The sequence below is a fragment of the uncultured Brachyspira sp. genome (assembly GCF_944390595.1).
Classification (GTDB): domain Bacteria; phylum Spirochaetota; class Brachyspiria; order Brachyspirales; family Brachyspiraceae; genus Brachyspira.
Genome location: NZ_CALXRN010000182.1, coordinates 1 through 19,637, shown reverse-complemented (window position 1 = coordinate 19,637; position 19,637 = coordinate 1). Strand labels below are relative to the sequence as shown.

Sequence of the window (19,637 nt, the reverse complement as noted above, 5' to 3'; positions counted from 1 at the left end):
TCTTTGTTTTCTTTATTATCCTTAATCTCTTTGGCTTCTTTTTCCTCTCGTTCATTTTTTTCATCAGGAAGTTCAGGATATTTTATTCTTTCATGCAAAGAAACTATTATTTTTTGGAATGATATTCTTTTTATAATTTCTATATCTTTTAATGTTAATCCGCTGTCATTTAATTCGCCATGGGACATTTTATCATCTACAATATGCTCTATTAACATCTCTAAATCTTCTCTTTTTGGAGAATCTAAACTTCTGCTTGCAGCTTCTATGGAGTCTAATATCATTAAAATAGCTGTAATTTTAGACTGAGGACGAGGACCAGGGTATGTGAACAAATTAATATCAACTTCAGGATTTTCTTTGAGTGCTTCTACATAAAAATATTTTATTAAACTTGTACCATGATGTTCTTTAATAGCAGCAATAACCTCTTTAGGCAGTCTGTATTTTTTTGCTATTTCAACACCTAATCTTATATGTGCTTTTACTATTGAAGCAGATAATGTAGGTTTTAATTTTTTATGCCTGTTATCGTTTATATTAGAGTTTTCAATATAATAGAGAGGGTTTTCCATCTTTCCTATATCATGGTAATATGCAGATACGCATGCAAGTCTTGCATCTTCTCCTATTTCTTCTGCTATTGTTTCAACTAAATTAGCCATAGTTATAGAATGGTGATAAGTTCCCGGAGCATTCATCTGCAGCTGTCTAAGAAGAGGATTATTTAAGTCAGCAAGTTCCTGAAGCCTGAATATAGTTGCTGTTTCAAGCATATATTCACATATAGGTAAAAATATCATAACTAATATTGCCTGAATAAATCCGCTTGCAAATGCTAATACAAAAGTTAAATAATTTATATTCATGTTATTATCTAAAAGCATTCCTATCAATGACATTATGCTTAAATATATTCCTATATAAAATCCTATCCATAAAACTGCATTTCTGCTGTTTATTTTTTTAGATAATATTGATACGCATATAGATATTATAAATAATGAAGATGTTTCAAACAAATTAGCCTGAGCAACGTTTGCAGCTAATATGGTTATACATAATGTGATTATAGAAGATATGCCTTTTCTTGCACCAAGAAGCGAATTAATCATAGCAAACATTGGTATAAAAGTGTATATATAAAATGGTATATAATGAGGCAGCATGTATGATATATGATTATGGAAAATGTATGTAATAGATAATATTAATACATATTCTATAGAAAACAATATATAATTCTTTAAATGTATATAAAAAGGAATTTTATATTTAAAAATAATATATCCAAGCGATATAAATATAAGCAGTATGAATAATGCCTGACCTAATAATATATATACATTATAGCTTTCAAAATTGTTTCCGAATAATGATCTTATTAATTCATATTTATCCTCTGTAACTCTTTCTCCAACTTTTAGTATTTGGAATCCTTTTTTAATTGTGTTATATACAGGCTGTATGGAAGAAGATACATCATCCATTTTTTCTTTTGTTTTTGCAGAGTTGTATATTAAGTTATCTCGTAAAAAAGCATTAACTATAGAAGATATAGTATTTATATGATTAATGTTTAAGTTTCTATATTTTGCTCCTACTATAGAAGGCAGCTCCATTCTTAAATCTTCTAAAAAGAATACTCTATTTTTTGGAAGCACTCTCTCTTCTACGATATAATTATCAAATCTGTATAAAAATATTCCATTATCTAATATCAAACTTAATGTATCTGAGTTTAAATTTTCTCTTGATATTATACCTATATCGAATAATTCTTTTACTATTTCTATAACTTTATTTTCATAACCTATATTAAGATCATTAATCACTGCATTTGAAAATACAGATTTATTTATAGGCTCATTATATTTTGTTAAAAACTCATTGTACATATCTTCTATTGGAACGTTATTGTCATAAGATATTCTAATAAAAGAAAACATATTGCTTATTTTAGATATAGTTTCATATTCTATATTTTTAGGCATATCAAATATAGGTGCTACAGCGGATTTAGCATAATATATTATTTTATCTGTTTCTGCTTTATTTTCATATCTCACATTACGCTTTATTATTAAAGGTTCTGTAACTATATTTCCAACAGGAGGTATATCTGCTTTTTGCATATAATTAGGAAAAACTAAAAATAATGTAAAAGCATACATTAATACAGCTATTACAGCCTGAAAAATTCTTTCTATATTCGGAGTTTTATTTATAACTGATTTCATTATTTTTTTATTCGTGTTCATAATAAAATACCCTTAATTATTATTTTCATAAGCCTCTAATATTTTAGAAACTAAATAATGTCTTATAACGTCCTTCTTTTCAAAATGATGAAAACCAATACCTTTTATATTAGTTAATATTTTTAAAGCATGCTTAAGTCCTGATTCTATATCCTTAGGCAAATCGCTTTGAGAAATATCTCCTGTAATAATAGCCTTTGACTTTTCTCCTATTCTGCTTAAAAACATTTTCATTTGTGATATAGTTGTGTTTTGTGCTTCATCAAGAATTATAAAAGCCTTGCTTAAAGTTCTTCCTCTCATATATGCAAGAGGAGCAACTTCAATTTTACCTTCTTCTGTATATCTTGATATTATATCATTTGATAGAAGACTATATAAGGAATCATAGATAGGACGCATATACGGAGAAATTTTTTCTTTAAAATCCCCCGGCAAATAGCCTAAACTCTCCCCAGCTTCTACAACAGGTCTTGTTATGATTATTCTCTCTATTTTGCCTTCCGCTAATAAATTTATAGCATAAGCAACTGAGAGAAAAGTTTTTCCAGTACCAGCAGCCCCAGTAGAGAATACTATATCATTTATTTGCATTTTATATAGATATTCCCCTTGCGATATTGTTTTCATTTCTATATTTCTGCCTAGATAAGGCAGTTTTATACGCATTGATATTAATTGGCTTTCTTTATCTTTATGTATATTATCTGCTATGCTTGCTACTTTTTGCTCTGTTATTTCAGCAGAAGAATTATACAAATCTTTTAATGTATATAAAGCTTTTAAAGTATCTTCTATTTTATTTGAATCGCCTTCTATGGTTAATTCATTTCCTTTAGGGTATATTGAAACATTAAATTTATCCTCTAATATTTCAAGATTTTTATCATTTATACCGCATATTGAAATAAAAGATTCATTATCTTTAAATTTAACTTTATTATCTAATATTTTTTTATTAATTGTATTTTTCCTTTATATCTCATTAAATTATAAATTATATCTATAATAGTATACAAAATTATATGTATTGTCAATATATATAAAAAAAAATCTAATACTTTTAATTAATTAAATTTACTAATAAATATTAAATATTATTGACAGTAATTACTGGCATTATATAATAATCAAAACTATAATAATCGGAGTACATAAAATGAGTAAGCGTATATTTATATTGTTTTTTGCAGCAATGTCATTTATTATGATATCCTGCGGAGGAAGCGGTAGCAAAGATAATAAAAATGTTATCACTATAAATGCAGGACCGCAGCCGAAAACAATAGACCCTAGTCTTAATACAGCATTGGATGCATGTTATTATGTAATGCATGCTTTTGAAGGACTTACTACAAAATCTAAAGAAGGCAAAATAGTAGGCGGTGCAGCTGAGAGCTGGGAAGAGTTTGATAATGGAACTAGATATATATTTCATTTAAGAACAAATGCAAAATGGTCTGACGGAAAGCCAGTAACAGCAGGAGATTTTGTTTACAGCTGGCAGAGAGTAGTAGACCCTGCAGTTGGAAGCCAATATAGTTTCCAGCATGAGCCAGTAAAGAATGCAAAAGCAATAACTGCTGGGGAAATGCCTGTTGATTCTCTAGGCGTTAAAGCTATAGATGATTATACATTAGAGGTAACTTTAGAAGCACCTACAGCTTATTTCTTAGACTTAGTTGCTTTTCCTACATTCTACCCAGTTAGAAAGGACATAGTTGATCAGTACGGAGATAGCTGGAGTTTGAAGGCTGAAACATATATAGGAAATGGTCCTTTTGTTGCTGCTGAAATTAATCAGGATGAAAGTATTATAATGGTAAAAAATACTAATTATTGGAATGCAGGAGAAGTTGTACCTGAGCAGTTAAAATTTATACTTATGCAAAATGAAACAGCTTCAGTTGCAGGAATAAAAGAAGGTTCTATAGATTTTTCTAAAATATTGCCTACACAAGATATTCCTACTTTAAAAGAAGAAGGATTATTGCAAATTAAGCCTATGCTTGCATCATATTTCTATTGTTTCAATACTACAAATGAAGTATTGAAAGATGTTAGAGTTCGTAAGGCTTTAGCTTTAGCAATAGATAGAAATTATATAGTGGAACAGGTTACTAAAGGCGGAGAAACTCCTGCTAATGCTTTTGTACCTTATGGTGTAAATGATGCTGAAGGAAGTTTTAGAGAGAACGGCGGAGGATTTTTTGATATAAGTCCTGAGAATTATCAAAAAAATGTAGAAGAAGCTAAAAAATTAATGGCAGAAGCCGGATATCCTGATGGAAAAGGTTTCCCTGTTTTTGAGTTTAAAGCAGATCCGGGATTCCATATTTCTATATTTGAAGCAGTACAGCAGATGTGGAAAGAACATTTAGGAATAGATACTAAAATAGTTCAAGAAGAATGGGCTGTATTTTTGCAGACAAGATATGATAAAAATTTAACTATGTGCCGCGGAGGATGGTTTGGTGATTTTAATGATCCTGTAAACTTCTTAGCTTTATATACAAGTTATTCTCCAAATAATTATAGTTCTTATAGTAATGCTCAGTATGATGCTTATATTCAAACAGCTTTGACTACAGGCGATCAAAAAGTGAGAATGGAAGCTATGCATAAGGCGGAAGAACTGCTCGTAAATAGTTTTGCTGTAGTTCCTATGTATTTTTATACAGAACCATTGCTAGTTTCGCCTAAACTAAAAGATGTTTATTATGATGCTTTATCTATGCATAAATTTACTTATGCTTATAAAGAATAATTAAGCAGATTTTATTATAATAAGTAAATAGAGAGCATTGATTATTATATAATCTTTGCTCTTTTTTATTGAAAATTAAATAATTTTATATTTTAAGACTTGTATATGTAAAAATAAAAAATAAAAAAATTATAAAAAATATATAGACTATTTTTTTTATTTATAGTAGTATATAATTGTTTAATTATAAAGTTCAATTAAGGATATTATTAAAATTATACTATTATGAGAATTTTGCTTGCAATAACTAGTTCTATATCTGCATATAAAACTCCAATGTTAGTTAGTATGTTAAAGAAACAAGGGCATGAAGTTATTTGTGCTGTTACAAAAAATGCTGAGAATATGGTTGGAGTAAAGGCTTTAGAAACTATGAGCGGCAATCATGTTATAACGGACTTATGGAAAGATGATGATGTTCTTGTACATATAAATATAAATAAAAAAACAGATATTATGCTTATAGCACCAGCAGATGCCAATATGATAGGTAAAATAGCTAATGGTATATGTGATGACAGTATCAGTACTATAGCTCTAGCATATACGAATAAAAAATATTTTGCTCCTGCTATGAATCCGTATATGTGGCTTAATAAGGTAACACAGAAAAATGTAAAGTATATGGTAGAAGATTTAGGATATGAATTGATAGAGCCTGAAAAAGGAAGTATGGCTTGTAAGGATGACGGAGTAGGGAGACTGGCAAATATAGAAACAATAATAAAAAAGATAACAAATACTTCTAATGAATATGATAATATAAGATTCACAATAACTTCCGGTGCTACTAAAGAATGGATAGATCCTATAAGATATATAACTAACAATTCAAGCGGTAAAATGGGTGCTTCTTTATATGAAGAGATATATATGCATGGGGGAGTATCTACATATATAGAGGGTGAAGTTAATAACTATTTATCTGTATCATCTAAAGACAAAAAAATAAAAGTTGATACTACAAAAGATTTGCAAGATAGTGTATTAAATGAACTTCCTAATACAGATATACTTCTTATGGCGGCAGCTCCTTTGGATTTCAGACCATCTGCAGTTTATGATAAAAAAGTAAAAAAACAAAATATAAATAATATAGAATTAATTGCTAATGATGATATACTTGCATCTACTATTGATAAAAAAAGAAAAAATACATTGATAGTTTCTTTTGCTGCTGAAACTGCAGAAAATGAAGAGGAGTTAAAAAATTATGCTGTTGATAAGATGAATAGAAAAGGTGCTGATATGATAGTTGCTAATAATATAAAGGATGCTATAGGGAAAGATACTAATAAAATAACTATTATTTTTAAAGATGGAAGATGCAGAGACTTTCCTGTTTTAAGCAAAAAAGAATGTGCAAGAGAGATAGTAAGTATTGCTGTTGAGGAATGGAAGAAAAAACAGCTATAATATATAGTATAAAAAAAGAATTTTTAATGGCGGGTTTGATTGATGAGTTATCTTTATGAAATAAAAGAAATCAGTAAGGTTTACGGACATGGAGGCGGTGCCACTCAGGCATTGAAATCAGTTAATCTTACAATAGAAGAAGGAAAACTTACAGCTATACTAGGACCTAGCGGTTCAGGTAAGAGTACTTTGCTTAATATATTGGGTGCTTTGGACAAGCCAAGCAGCGGACAAGTATTGTTTTTAGGAGAGGATATCTCTCATTACAGCAATAAAGAGTTGGCTAAGTTCAGAAGAGAAAATATAGGTTTTGTTTTTCAAAGCTATAATTTACTTCCGAATTTAACTGCTATAGAAAATGTAGAGTTTTCAACAGAGATAACAGGGCTTTCACGTGATAATGCTGCGGAGGCTTTGAAATTATTAGGTCTTGAGAATAGGGTAAAACATTATCCTACAGAATTATCAGGCGGTGAACAGCAGAGGGTAAGTATTGCACGTGCTATAGCTAAGAAGCCTAAAGTTGTTTTATGCGATGAGCCTACTGGAGCATTGGATAATAAAACAGGTGTTATGGCTTTAAAAATACTTAGAGATTTGAATATAAATTTAGGAACTAGTATTGTATTAATAACTCATAGTAAGGAAATAGCTAAAATGGCTGATACGGTTGTAAAAATATTAAGCGGAGAAGTTATTGATAGATATGATGTTGAAAATCCTCTAAATCCGGAAGATATAGAGTGGTAATAATAATTAAATAATGGATAAGATGATAAATAATGGTAAATATAAAAACTAAACTTTTATTCAGAAAAATTAATAAGCAATTAGCTATATTTATGTCGGCTGTGTTTATAGTAACGCTTGCGGTTCTTTTCTTTGTTGCTGTAAAAACAGTGTATAGAGATTTTAAATTATCAGCAGAAAATTATTTTGAAAATAATATACTTGATGATTTAGTTTTATTCGGAATGTTTAATACTAATGATATAGATACATTAGAAGAAATAAATGGTATTGCTAAGGTAGAGGCTAAGCATAGATTCCAAGGAAAAATAAATAATATTGATGCTATTATTTATGGAACAGACAACAGCGATAATAGAATAAATAAGCCTTTTGTATATGAAGGAAGCACTGAATTAAAAACTAATGAAATAGCTATAAATAAAAATTTTGCTGTTGCTAATTCTTTAAAACTTGGGGATACTGTTGAATTAGTGTATAATGATAAAACTAATTCTTTTATTATAGCTGCATTAGTGTCTTATCCTAATTATGTATTTCTTTTTAAAGATGGTGCAAGTACAGCTTCTGAGGCTAAAGATTTTGCTGTTATAGAAATTAGTGAAGATAATTTTAATTATATACCTTATAATTCTATTTATATAAAATATGAAGAAAATGCTGATAAAAAAAATGTTGAAAACTTAATAAGAACGAAGTTAAAACAAAAAATATTTTTCTTCACAGATAGAGAGCAGTCTGTTAATTATGTGAATTATGAACAGACATTGCTTCAAATAGATTCTTTTTCTTATATATGTCCTTCAATACTTTTATTTATGGCTATACTTTTGCTTTATATAATACAAAGAAGAAATGTTGCTGTTGAAAGAAAACAAATTGGTATAATGAAGGCTATAGGACTTACAGATTTCTCTATAATGTTTATGTATATAAAATATTCTTTCTTAGTGTCTTTTTTTGGTATACTTTTAGCTTTTATAGCAAGTAAGTTTCTTTTGCCTCCTATATTTAAAGCACTTGGAAATATATTTGATATGCCTAATTTCAAATATAATGTTTATATAGATTTGTGGATTATAGCTACACTAATAATATTGCTTGTATGTATATTCTCAAATCTTTTAGCTGCTTTATCAATATTGAAGCTTAATCCTGCTCAGTCTATGAGAGGAGAGCCTCCTAAAGGCGGCGGAAAAACATTAATAGAGAAATTAAAAATATGGAATAAATTTTCTTTTAATACAAGATATGCTATTAAAAATGCTTCAAGGAGCAAAACTAGATATTTAGCTTCTCTTTGGGGGATGTTTGCTGCTATTAGTATGACAGTGTTTGCACAAGGATTTAATAATTCTTTTGACTATTTTTTATATACTCTTTATGAAAAATTTGCTTTGTATGATGCTACAGCAACAGTAAATCCTGTTAAATGGGAAAATAATTCTGATATAGTAACAAACCGCAGCATACAATACTTTGATAAGGCTGCTATTTATCAGTCTAGAATTTATCCTGCATTTAGAGATGATGCTGATAGTTTATATATACCTACTCTTATATATAAAGATAGTTTTTCTTCACTTGATATACCTGATAATGAGAATATGGAAGATTCTGTTATGCTTCCTAAATATTTAGCTGATAAATTGAAAGTTAAAGAAAATGATTATATAGGTGTAGAATTATATACTCTTGGAAACAGCATATCAAGACGTGTTAAAGTAAGTAAATTTGTGGATCAGCAGGGTATGTTTTATGTTTATATGAATAAAGATTTTGCTGAGGAAACATTTGATATTAATGATGTTTATAATACTTTATTCATTACAACAACAAATAATACTCCTATTTCAAATTTAAAAGATATATTAGATGATAGCAAAGAAGTATCTTATTATAGTTTTAGAAATGATGAATATGAGGCATATAAGAATCAAATAGCAACAATATACCTTCTTGTACAAATACTCATATTTATAGCATTCCTGCTTGGTGCTACATCTCTTTATGGTGTAGGTGTAATTACGCTTGCAACAAGAAGATACGAGTTCACATTGCTTAAGGTTATGGGATATACTACAAAAGAAATAATGATAGCTTCATTGAAAGAAACTATTACTCAGGTTATAGTATCCATACCTTTGGGAATAGCTGCAGGATATGGAATATTATATTTAGTAAAAGGACCATTTTCCAGCAAATTATTCTCATTTGTTCCTCATGTATATGAATCAAGTTATGCTCTTGCTATAATTTTATTGATTACTGTAATATTATTAGTATCTATTATGAGTTCTCATTATATAAATAAATTAGATATGGTTGAAGGATTAAAAGACAGAGAAGAATAATATGTGATTTTACTTTGTTCTTGTATAAAAAACTAGCCGCTTATAAAATTGTAAGCGGCTAGTATAATTTTAATATAAAATTAATTTTTTGCAGGTATTCCGAAAGGCATTCTTAATTTTACTATAGTACCTGCACCTTCAGAGCTATCTATATTTATAGCTCCCTGCATAGTATCAAGCAAATCTTTTACAACAGAAAGTCCTATTCCTATACCGCCGTACTCTCTTTCAAATCTTGAATCACCTTGATAAAATGGTATAAATATCTTTTTTAATTGGCTTTGTTTTATTCCTTTTCCTGTATCTTTTACCATTATTTCTATTTCATTAGGTATTATGTTTTGCATTGTATGATAGTTAAATAAATCCGGAGAGAAATCCAAAGCCTTTTTTTCTATTGTATCAAGAGTTCTGACATTAATAGATATAGTACCTGATTTTGTGAACTTAAATGCATTTGATATAATACCTTCCATGATAAGTCTAAATCTTTCATGGTATCCTATTAGAATAGAACAGTTTTTTTCTATATTTATTTCAATTTTTATGTCTTTAGGGTATATAAATTTGTATCCTTCAACTATTATATTAATTTCATCTTCCACATTAAATTCTGATACATATTTTGAATTTTCATCATCTTTAAGTGCAATTTGTATTAAATTATTATTAGTATCATACAATTTTTTTACACTTCTTGAAACAATGTTAAATGCCTCTTCTCTTCTTTCTTCTGTTATATTATTCTTTTTTAATAAATTAATGTATCCCATAATTTCAGTAAAAGGATGTCTAAGTTCATGCGAAACAGTGGCTTTAAACTCTCTTATAAGTTTATTATAATGTTCAGCACTTTTTTTAAGCGAGTTAATTTCGTTTAAAAGTGTATGAAGCCTTTTTTGAAGTATTAAATTGTGGTTTTTTTGATGTTCATATAGTATTGAAAAATAAAGTCTATTAAGTCCTATTTCAGTTCCGGCATTTTTTATTATACCTTCTTTACACCATTCTATAGCTTTATTAAAAGGAACAAAAAAAGATTCTATAGTCTCTTCCATAACTGAGCCGTCAGTTTTTATATCTTTTTTTGGAACTATTCCGGTTATATCGCATGTTGCAATATTTATTCTCTCTGTGATGATTCCTGATGAACTGTAATATCTATGACCAAGTACATTTATATTTTTTAAAGGCACTGAGTATCCGGTTTCTTCTTCAAGTTCTCTTTGAGCACATTTTTTTACGCCTTGATTTGGATTTTTATCATTCATTTCTTCTTCTTCAAGCATACCAGCTGGAAACTCTAAAAATTTCATTATATGCTCATCTATATTCTCAGGATTTTTTTCTGTCATTACCTTTTCTCTGTAATAAACAACAGGCCTGAATGTGCTAATCATAAGTACATTTATTTGATTGTCTATATATGCATACGGCACTATTATGACAGCATCGCGTCCTTTTCTATTAATTATATCGCAATTATATTCTCTCGAAAAACTGCCGTCATCATATTCATTTATAGCAACAAATCTTTCCAAATTAACAAATCCTGTATCCAATTTAATAGGCGGGGATTTATGGAAAAATTTTGTATCTTTTACAGTTTTGATGTTCTTTTTAAGATTTTTATTGTCATTATTATCCATAGTATAGACTCTTATTCATTTTTTAAATATTTTGTTAATGTTACAGAATTGCCTTTTTTATTATATTTAACTTCATCAAAATATGATTTAATCATCATCATTCCTCTTCCGTTTTCTCTGGCAAATCCCTCATTACTTATTTTTTTCATTTCTTTTTTAGGTTTAAAACCTGAACCTTGATCTTTGATATTTATGATTATTCCATTTTTTTCGATTTCTAATGAAATTTCTACATGTGTTTGTTTTGCTCTATCTGTTTTTAAAAGTTCTTTTAATTTTTTATTGTATATATTCTTTTTTAACCATTCTTTTTTCATCTCATATAATATATTTAAATTTCCATGTTCTATTGCATTCATTATAACTTCATATAGTGCTGCGGCAAATAGGTCTATTTCATCATTTTTAATATATTTTTTTATTTCATGGCATATATTTTCTATAATAGGGGTTATATCTTCTAATCTATTTTCAAGAATATATTCTTTCACAATTTTACCTATAATTTTTTTAGTATTATATCATTATAATAATATAATATCAAATTTATAATTTTATCTTGTTTAACATAAAGTAGTTTTATATGTGAAAATATATAAAATAATGCTTTTATAATAAATACTAAGTTTTATTATGTACTTGACAAAAGAATTATTATGAAGTACAATGAAAACAATATATTTGCATTTAAAATTTTTTTTAATAAAGATAAAATACAAATCTTTAAGGAGACAAAATGAAACGAACTTATCAGCCAAGTAAGTTGCGTCGTGCAAGAAAATTCGGTTTTTTCAAACGTATGGCAACTAAACATGGACGTGATGTCTTGAAACGCAGAAGAAGAAAAGGCAGATACCGCTTAACAGCTGCCGATGAGTAAAATAATTAAGCAATGACAAACAGTACTTATGGAAAACTGTGATAAGGAATACTCATTAAAATTATATAATAAAGAACGATTAAAACTTAGAAATGATATATCAGTATTCTTTAATAAAAAATATAGTATCAAGAGATTAAGTAATTTCTATTATACTATTTTTCTATTAAAGAATAATCGTTCATATTCTAGATTTGCTGTGACCATTAAAAAGAATAAAGCTAATGCTGTGTATAGAAATAAAGCTAAAAGAATTGTAAGAGAAGTATACAGATTAGAAAAGAGTAAAATTCCAGTTGGATATGATTACTTCATTATTATTAATAGATTTGATGACAGTCATTCCTATTCATTTAATAATTGCAGAAAGGGTTTGCTTAAACTCTTTCAGAAGGTTTAAATTATGAAAAATGTTCTTTTATTCTTGATTTTTATCTATCAAAAGGCTGTTTCGCCTTATTTAAGGCCTTCTTGCAGATTTATACCTTCATGTTCAGAATATGCTAAACAAGCGGTTATAAAACACGGAGCTATAAAAGGCAGTTTTCTTGCGGTTGCCAGAGTACTTAGATGTAATCCTCTAGCAAAAAAAATCTATGACCCTGTGCCATGATTTTTTATACGCTAGCCATATTCATTTTTTAATTGCTTATTATGGGGTTATTGTATTTTATAATTGATTAAGGAGCTTAAATAGTTTATGAGCAATAATAAAAGAATGGTTATAGCAATAGGGCTTTCGGCTATAATATTGTTTCTATACATGTTCTATCAGGCTAAGACAATTAAGCCTGTATATAATTCAAATACTAATACGAATTCAAATAATGTAAATAGCACAAATAAAGCAAATAATGTAAATCCATTGTTAAATACTGATCAAATGCAGAAAGTTGTTCAAATAGAAAATACAAATGCTGTATCAGATACAAAAAAAATTTTAGAAAATGAATATGTCATAGCAACTTTTGAAAATGGTTCATTATATTCTTATAAATTGAAAAATTATTATCCTCAGGATTTAGGAAGAGATTATACTAATGAAATTATTGATATGGTAGAACAAGTTTATGAAGATATATATCCTTTTACTGTAACATTCCAAAATCTTTCTAATTCCATTGCTGTACCAGAAAATTTAAGATATGAATTAGTTTCTGAAAATGATAAATCTGTCAGTTATGCTGCTGAAACTATTATTGACGGTACTGCTGTTAGAATTACTAAAACTTTTAATTTCGGCGAAAATCCTTATCAATTAAAAAATTCTGTAAAAATAGAAAATATTGGTGAAAAAGATTTGAATATGTTTTATTCATATTTTTTAGGTACAGGTATAGGGCCGTATAGAACAGATAAAAATTCTATTAGAGAAGATGCTACTAAAGCTCAGTATTTAATAAAAGGAAATGGAAAATCTAAAATACTTCTCACAGGCGATATAGTAAAGGATAATATTTTTACAAGATTATTCGGTTCTTCAAGCAGAGGAATTAAAACTAATCAAATGAGATATAATATGTATGAAGGAGAAGATAAATGGGTAGCATTAAATAACAGATATTTTGCTATAATTTCATCTCCGGCAGATTCTAATAATACAGTTTTTGAAACTATGACTTTTTCAAAACCTTCCAGCAATGAATATAGAAATGACTTTCATTTAGCTAATTTAGTTTCTAAACATAATATTCAAAAAGGTTCTTCTATAACAGATGAGTATTCTGTGTATATGGGACCTAAGGTTAGAAGTATTTTTTCTGATTATTATGCTGCTGAATCTTATGAATCAATATTTGGAGAATATATTTTAAGACCATTTATATATGTATTGAATATTATTTTGAATGCTTTATATAATGTAACTAATAATTATGCTTGGGCTATAATATTATTTACATTGATATTTAAGATAGTAACTTTCCCATTGAACAATGCTTCTTATAAATCTATGAAGAAAATGCAGTTGGTTAATCCGAAAATAGAGCATATAAGAGAGCAGTATAAAGATAATCCGGAAAAATTAAATGCTGAGATAATGGCTATATACAAAAAAGAGAAAATAAATCCATTAGGCGGATGTCTTCCTATGCTTTTGCCATTCCCTCTTCTTATAGCATTTTTCTATCTTATGCAGTCTATGGTGGAATTAAGGAATACTCCGTTTTTATGGATAACAGACCTTTCTTCTCCAGATAAGTTATTCGTATTTCCAGCAAGCATACCTATATTGGGAGGATTGAACTTTAACCTATTTCCTATAGTTATGGCTGTAACAAGTTATTTGAGTATGAAACTTCAGCCTTCATCTTCATCAGGAACTACAGGAGCTGCTGCTGCTCAGATGAAAATGATGACAACCATTTTCCCTCTTATGATGCTGTTTATGTTCTATAACTTCGCAAGCGGACTTGCATTATATTGGACAGCACAAAATATATTCGGTGTTATTCAGCAGTTTATAACATCCAAATTGGATAACACTAAAGCTAATAGTACAGTTGAAGAGGAAGTAAAAGTGAATGCCAAAAAGAAGAAAAGAAAAAGGAAATGATTTTTAACAAATTAAGAATAATATAAAAATATTATTCTATCTTATAGATAAGGAGTTATATATGTTAGTAAAAGAGTTTAGCGGTAAATCAGAAAAAGAAGCTATTAGTAAGGCACTAGAAGAACTTAATCTTACAGAGGATCAGGTTAGAATTGAGGTAATAGATAAGGGTAAACGTAATTTATTTGGATTAGGTGAAGAATCACCTACTATTATACGTGTTTATTATGAAGAGATTTCTACAAATTTAGGAGAATTTCAGTCTATAGTATCCAATATATTAAAATATATTGGTGTTGATGCGGAAGTTACTGCTAAGGAAGAAAGTGAGAAAAGAATATATATCAATATTTCTACAGAAGATTCCGGCGTATTAATAGGTAAAAAAGGTGCTACTTTAGAGGCTTTACAATTTATTATATCATTAATAGCTTCAAAAAAATTCAGCGATGATAATGAAAGACATATTATATTAGATGTTGATGGTTATAGAGAGAGAAGAGAAGAGACTTTAAAGCATATAGCACGTCAGGCTGCTCAGCAGGCTAAGAAAACTAGAAGAGTTGTTGCTTTAGATCCAATGTCGCCTTATGAAAGAAGAATTATACATTTGGAATTACAAAATGATCAGGATGTTGAAACTAAAAGCGACGGAGATCCTCCATATAGAAGTGTAAAAGTCTATTCAAAAAGAAAAGGCGGATATAATAAAAGATATAATGACAGAGGCAGATATCATAAATCATCATATTACAAAAATAGATAATATGTGTAAAAAATAATGTTTAAGGAGGCTGTATAAAGCCTCCTTTTTTTGTAACAAATAAATTCTCTAATAGCATTCTCTTTTTTATCGATAATAATAAATAGTACATAATTCTTTGGAGTGTGATAAAGTGCCAAGATACGAGCAGTTAAAAGCTAAATCTAAAGGTATAACGTATACAAGACAAATAAGAAATGAAAGTAAAGAAATAAATTTAAAAAAACCATTAATTATTTCTATTGCTTTTATTGTTATAGTAGCTGTTATATTTTCTGTTGTAAAAAAATATTCGCCTATGGTTAATATAGCTGTAAAAGATTTTTTCAGCATTAATCACAGGGAAGCTTTAGCTTTAGAAAGCGACGGTATGCAGGAAGATACTGATAAAATGACTTTTTTAAATAAAATACCTTTATTTAACTTCTTTATAAAAACTGATACCAATGAAACTTTATCTATTATGACTTATGAAACTAATTCAAAAATAGAAGCTGCATTAGATAATTTAGATAATAGTATTCCTACTAATTCAAATATAATAACTAGAGAATCTCTGCTTCCATTCTTTAATAATAGCGGAAGTAATAATTCTATTTTGTATGACAGTGATTATATAGATTATGGTGATAATCATGATTCTGTTTTGTTTTCAAATAGAAATAATACTGATGATAAAGCAGCTAATAATGAATATACTAAACCTCAGAATTATTTAGAACAGATGATATTAGAAAATAGAGGTTCCGAAGATAAAAAAAGTAATACAGAAAATAGTACAGATGTTTCTAACAATACGCAAAAAGAAAATAGAATATTCAGCGATATTTTAAAGCCTAAGCAGAACACTAAAAGAGAAGTAACAACAATGAAGCCTTCTTCAACTACAACTTATAGCAGTAAGCCTCCAAGCTATATAAATACAGATAAACAAAATGAATATAAAGAAAATAATAATAGTAAAGAATATGATTTTAATATAAATGATTATTTAAAAGAAAATACTGCAGAAAGAGTAATAAATAATCAAGTAAAAAGAGCTGATAATAATAATCTATCAAGCGATAGAAAGCAATTAATTCAAGGTTCTGTTTATAGCATTACAAATTCTTTGGATAAATCTAATATTGATTATGACAGAGTAATAAATGATATGGTTAACCCTTCATCAAAAGCTAATAATATAAAACGTGAAAATAATAATATTAATAATAATAATTTAGTAAAAGAAAATACTAGAATAATAAATAATGCGGATAAAAAAGATATTATGCAGAAGGCTCAAAATGATATATACAATTATAATATAAGAAAAGCCAATAACAGCATAACTAGAGATTTAAACGAAAGAGAATTAAAATCTAATGAAGAAGGAATATATTTAGTTGAATACAATGAAAATACAGGTTCTATAACATTAATATTTAGAGAGAGAAAATTTAATAATAGTTCATCCATTGAAGAGGCCATAAGAAAATTGCTTAATGGTGCTACTGATGATGAAAATAGAAGAAATATTATAAGCTGCATACCTAAAGGTACAGAATTATTAGATATATTTGTAGAAGGCAATACAGTGTATTTAAACTTCAATGAAGATTTTGAATTTAATCCTTTAGGCAATGACGGTACTATGGTGCAGATTTACCAATTTGTATATACTGCTACTCAATTTAAAGATATAGATAATGTTATATTTTTAATAAATGGTCAGCTAAATGAAACTATAGGTGCTGAAGGTGCTATAGAGAATATGCCTTTCGGAAGATTCCAATAATTTTATTGATATTTATTTTTATTGTGATATAATCCTCAATCACATATACAAATAAAGGATAAATTCAAATGTTGAAATCAGTTAATCTTCAAGAAGCTATTGAATTGATAAGATCTAATGATGATATTCAATTGTTAGATACAAGAAGTGATATGGAAATAGAAATGACAGGCACTATAGCTGGAAGCATAGTAGTGGATATAGTAAATAATTCCAATTTTGATGAAATAATATTAAAATTGGATAAAGAAAAAAAGTATTTACTTTATTGTGCAAGCGGGGAGAGATCCGGGCTTCTTGCTATGTATATGGATAAAAATGGATTTTTAAAAATTTACAATTTAAAGAATGCGGGTTATAGTCAGCTTGCTATTGCTTTAAAAGATATTAAAAGCTAGTATTCATAAAATTAAATACTAGCTTATATATTTTTTATTCTATATATGAATAGAAAAATGTTCTTATTTCTAAAGTATCAACGGAAACATTTTTAAGTTTAGGATTTTGCATAGAAGGAGAAGTGTAATGATAAATTGGTATAAAAGCCATATCTTCTCCTATAAGCATGTCTTCGGCTTTATGCATATTGCTCTCTTATATTGTTATCCATAGTGTTTTTAGCTTCTGATATAAGTTTGTCATAATTAGGATTATTATATCCGACTCTGTTTCCTGCACTGCTGCTTACAAAAATATCTGCAAAAGTCATAGGATCAAGATAATCTCCTATCCAATCAGCCCTGCAAATTACATATTGTCTTGTTTGTCTATTTTTTTGAAATACAGACCATTCCTCTTGAGTAATAGTCATATCTATATTCAAATTTTCTTTCCACATCTGCTGAATAGCTTCTGCTATTGTGATTCCGGCACCGGGATTAGTTTTAAACTCTAATACAGGGAAGTTGTTTCCATTACTGTATCCTGCTTCAGATAAAAGTTTTTTAGCCTCTTCTATATTTGAAGCATAATCTTCTTTTTTTATGCTGTAATATCCTCCGCCGTTTTCTCTAAAATCACCTTCAACATCTTTTAATCCATAAGGTATAAATGCAGCAGCTGGTATTTCTCCTCCCTTTGTAATTTTTTCTACAATGTAATTCCTATCTATTGCTAATGCTAAAGCTCTTCTTACTCTTTTATCTTTTAAAACTTGATTTGTATTATTTAAAGCATAATAAGCAGTTCCAAGAGAAGGGGTAATAACTAAGTATCCTTCTTCTTTTAAAAGCTCCATATCAGCATTTGGTATTCTATATGAATATAATATTGAACCTTCTTTTAATGCCGCATAAGCTGTAGATACATCAGAAAACATTATAAAGTCTATTTTTTTTGCTACTATGGCATCTTTATTCCAATAGTTTGTATTTATTTCTAATGATATAATTTCATCAGGCTTTCTATCAGTCATTTTATAAGGACCATTGCCTATATATGTATCAGGAGAAAAAGTCCAATTATCGCTTATAAACTCTTCACGTAAAGGTGAAAATATAGGTATAGAGGCTAATTCTAAAAAATATGCAGTAGGTGCTTCAAAATTAACAATTAATGTTTTTTCATCAATTGCTTCAACACCTAATTCTTCTGTTGGTAGTTCTCCTTTCATTATTTTAGCGGCATTCTTTATAGGAGTGATTAAAAAACTATATGAAGATGCTGTTTTAGGATCTGCAAGTCTTCTAAATGAATATACAAATTCTTTTGCTTCTACATTCTTACCGTCAGACCATTTGGCATTATCTCTAAGATGAAAAGTAATACTAAGTCCGTCTTCCGATATATCCCAGCTTTCAGCAGCCCCTCCTACAATATTATTATCTTTATCTTTTGTAGTAAGTCCTTCAAATACATGTACAGCATAAATAATACTGTCAATAGCAGATAAAAATGAAGGGTCTATGCTTTGAGGTTCTGCTCCTATACTAACTCTTATACTGTCATTTGATTTCTTACTTCCGCAAGATATTAATAGAATAGTGATGAGTAATAAATAGATTATTTTTTTCATATACTTATCCGTTATAAAATTATTATGTTAACATTTAATTTATATATACAATATTAATATTTGTCAATAAATTAAATAAAAAAAGAGAGGCTTTAATCAAGCCCCTCTTTATATATTTTTTAGTATTATATATATTATTCTACATAGCAATAATTAAACTTATGTTTTCCTAAAGCATTATATACAATACCTTTTAATTTCGGACTAACCATCAAAGTAAATGATCTATGATATAAAGGAATGAAAGGCATATCATCTATTAATATTTTTTCAGCATCTATCATATAATTCATTCTAACAGCAGCATCAGCAGTTTTTTTAGCATTGTTTACTAATAGATCATAACTTGGATTTGAGTATAAGCCATAATTAAATGAATTTCCTGTAAGCATTATATCAAGCATAGTCATAGGATCTCTATAATCAGCATTCCAAGCCATAGAACCCATATC

General features: G+C 28.1%; 15 protein-coding genes and 2 pseudogenes. 11 read left to right on the top strand and 6 right to left on the bottom strand.

What is annotated here, in order from left to right; all coding sequences use genetic code 11:
- Together Q0J90_RS10605 and Q0J90_RS10600 are read right to left on the bottom strand one after the other, a co-directional pair.
- Positions 1-2,261, bottom strand: a 2,261-nt coding sequence (locus Q0J90_RS10605) for an HDIG domain-containing metalloprotein (protein ID WP_297277871.1), incomplete at its 3' end; no start/stop codon positions are given.
- Between the two features lie 12 nt (positions 2,262-2,273).
- Positions 2,274-3,020 carry a PhoH family protein gene (locus tag Q0J90_RS10600; protein ID WP_297204298.1) on the bottom strand — a complete coding sequence of 249 codons (747 nt, stop codon included), beginning with the start codon at positions 3,018-3,020 and terminating at the stop codon, positions 2,274-2,276.
- Between the two features lie 400 nt (positions 3,021-3,420).
- On the opposite strand from Q0J90_RS10600, the gene Q0J90_RS10595 reads away from it, so the two are divergent.
- The 4 genes from Q0J90_RS10595 to Q0J90_RS10580 all read left to right on the top strand — a co-directional run bounded on the left by Q0J90_RS10595 (position 3,421) and on the right by Q0J90_RS10580 (position 9,548).
- Positions 3,421-5,028: a peptide ABC transporter substrate-binding protein gene (locus Q0J90_RS10595; protein ID WP_297277870.1), complete on the top strand. Its 1,608-nt coding sequence runs from the start codon at positions 3,421-3,423 to the stop codon at positions 5,026-5,028.
- 225 nt (positions 5,029-5,253) lie between these two features.
- The gene (coaBC, locus tag Q0J90_RS10590; protein WP_297277869.1) at positions 5,254-6,444 is read left to right on the top strand and encodes a bifunctional phosphopantothenoylcysteine decarboxylase/phosphopantothenate--cysteine ligase CoaBC; all 1,191 of its coding nucleotides are present in this window, start codon (positions 5,254-5,256) and stop codon (positions 6,442-6,444) included.
- Positions 6,445-6,486: 42 nt separating this feature from the next.
- Entirely contained in the window at positions 6,487-7,194 is a 708-nt protein-coding gene (locus tag Q0J90_RS10585; RefSeq protein ID WP_028330419.1) for an ABC transporter ATP-binding protein, read from the top strand.
- A 32-nt stretch (positions 7,195-7,226) separates the two neighbouring features.
- Positions 7,227-9,548 (top strand): ABC transporter permease, encoded by a 2,322-nt coding sequence (locus Q0J90_RS10580; protein WP_297277868.1) that lies wholly within the window; start codon positions 7,227-7,229, stop codon positions 9,546-9,548.
- An 80-nt stretch (positions 9,549-9,628) separates the two neighbouring features.
- Here the strand turns inward: Q0J90_RS10580 and Q0J90_RS10575 are convergent, their stop codons facing one another.
- Together Q0J90_RS10575 and Q0J90_RS10570 are read right to left on the bottom strand one after the other, a co-directional pair.
- Positions 9,629-11,197 carry an ATP-binding protein gene (locus tag Q0J90_RS10575; protein WP_297277867.1) on the bottom strand — a complete coding sequence of 523 codons (1,569 nt, stop codon included), beginning with the start codon at positions 11,195-11,197 and terminating at the stop codon, positions 9,629-9,631.
- Positions 11,198-11,208: 11 nt separating this feature from the next.
- On the bottom strand, positions 11,209-11,688 hold the full coding sequence (locus Q0J90_RS10570) for an ATP-binding protein (protein ID WP_297277866.1): 480 nt from the start codon (positions 11,686-11,688) through the stop codon (positions 11,209-11,211).
- Positions 11,689-11,933: 245 nt separating this feature from the next.
- Here Q0J90_RS10570 and rpmH point away from each other — a divergent pair, with 245 nt between their 5' ends.
- From rpmH to Q0J90_RS10535, 7 genes are all read left to right on the top strand, one after another.
- Complete coding sequence (rpmH, locus tag Q0J90_RS10565) at positions 11,934-12,077, top strand: 50S ribosomal protein L34 (RefSeq protein ID WP_008723263.1); 144 nt, start codon at positions 11,934-11,936, stop codon at positions 12,075-12,077.
- Positions 12,078-12,105: 28 nt separating this feature from the next.
- Entirely contained in the window at positions 12,106-12,477 is a 372-nt protein-coding gene (rnpA, locus tag Q0J90_RS10560; RefSeq protein ID WP_297277865.1) for a ribonuclease P protein component, read from the top strand.
- A 3-nt stretch (positions 12,478-12,480) separates the two neighbouring features.
- The gene (yidD, locus tag Q0J90_RS10555) at positions 12,481-12,690 is read left to right on the top strand and encodes a membrane protein insertion efficiency factor YidD (protein ID WP_297277864.1); all 210 of its coding nucleotides are present in this window, start codon (positions 12,481-12,483) and stop codon (positions 12,688-12,690) included.
- Between the two features lie 87 nt (positions 12,691-12,777).
- On the top strand, positions 12,778-14,631 hold the full coding sequence (locus Q0J90_RS10550; protein ID WP_297277863.1) for a YidC/Oxa1 family insertase periplasmic-domain containing protein: 1,854 nt from the start codon (positions 12,778-12,780) through the stop codon (positions 14,629-14,631).
- A 61-nt stretch (positions 14,632-14,692) separates the two neighbouring features.
- Positions 14,693-15,397 carry an RNA-binding cell elongation regulator Jag/EloR gene (jag, locus tag Q0J90_RS10545; protein WP_297277862.1) on the top strand — a complete coding sequence of 235 codons (705 nt, stop codon included), beginning with the start codon at positions 14,693-14,695 and terminating at the stop codon, positions 15,395-15,397.
- Positions 15,398-15,527: 130 nt separating this feature from the next.
- Positions 15,528-17,171: a GerMN domain-containing protein gene (locus Q0J90_RS10540; protein WP_297277861.1), complete on the top strand. Its 1,644-nt coding sequence runs from the start codon at positions 15,528-15,530 to the stop codon at positions 17,169-17,171.
- A 68-nt stretch (positions 17,172-17,239) separates the two neighbouring features.
- Complete coding sequence (locus tag Q0J90_RS10535) at positions 17,240-17,569, top strand: rhodanese-like domain-containing protein (protein WP_297277860.1); 330 nt, start codon at positions 17,240-17,242, stop codon at positions 17,567-17,569.
- A 34-nt stretch (positions 17,570-17,603) separates the two neighbouring features.
- On the opposite strand, the pseudogene Q0J90_RS10530 reads toward Q0J90_RS10535, so the two are convergent.
- Positions 17,604-19,185, bottom strand: a pseudogene (locus Q0J90_RS10530) (peptide ABC transporter substrate-binding protein).
- A gap of 134 nt (positions 19,186-19,319) precedes the next feature.
- Positions 19,320-19,637 (bottom strand): annotated as a pseudogene (locus Q0J90_RS10525) (peptide ABC transporter substrate-binding protein); the annotation flags it as partial.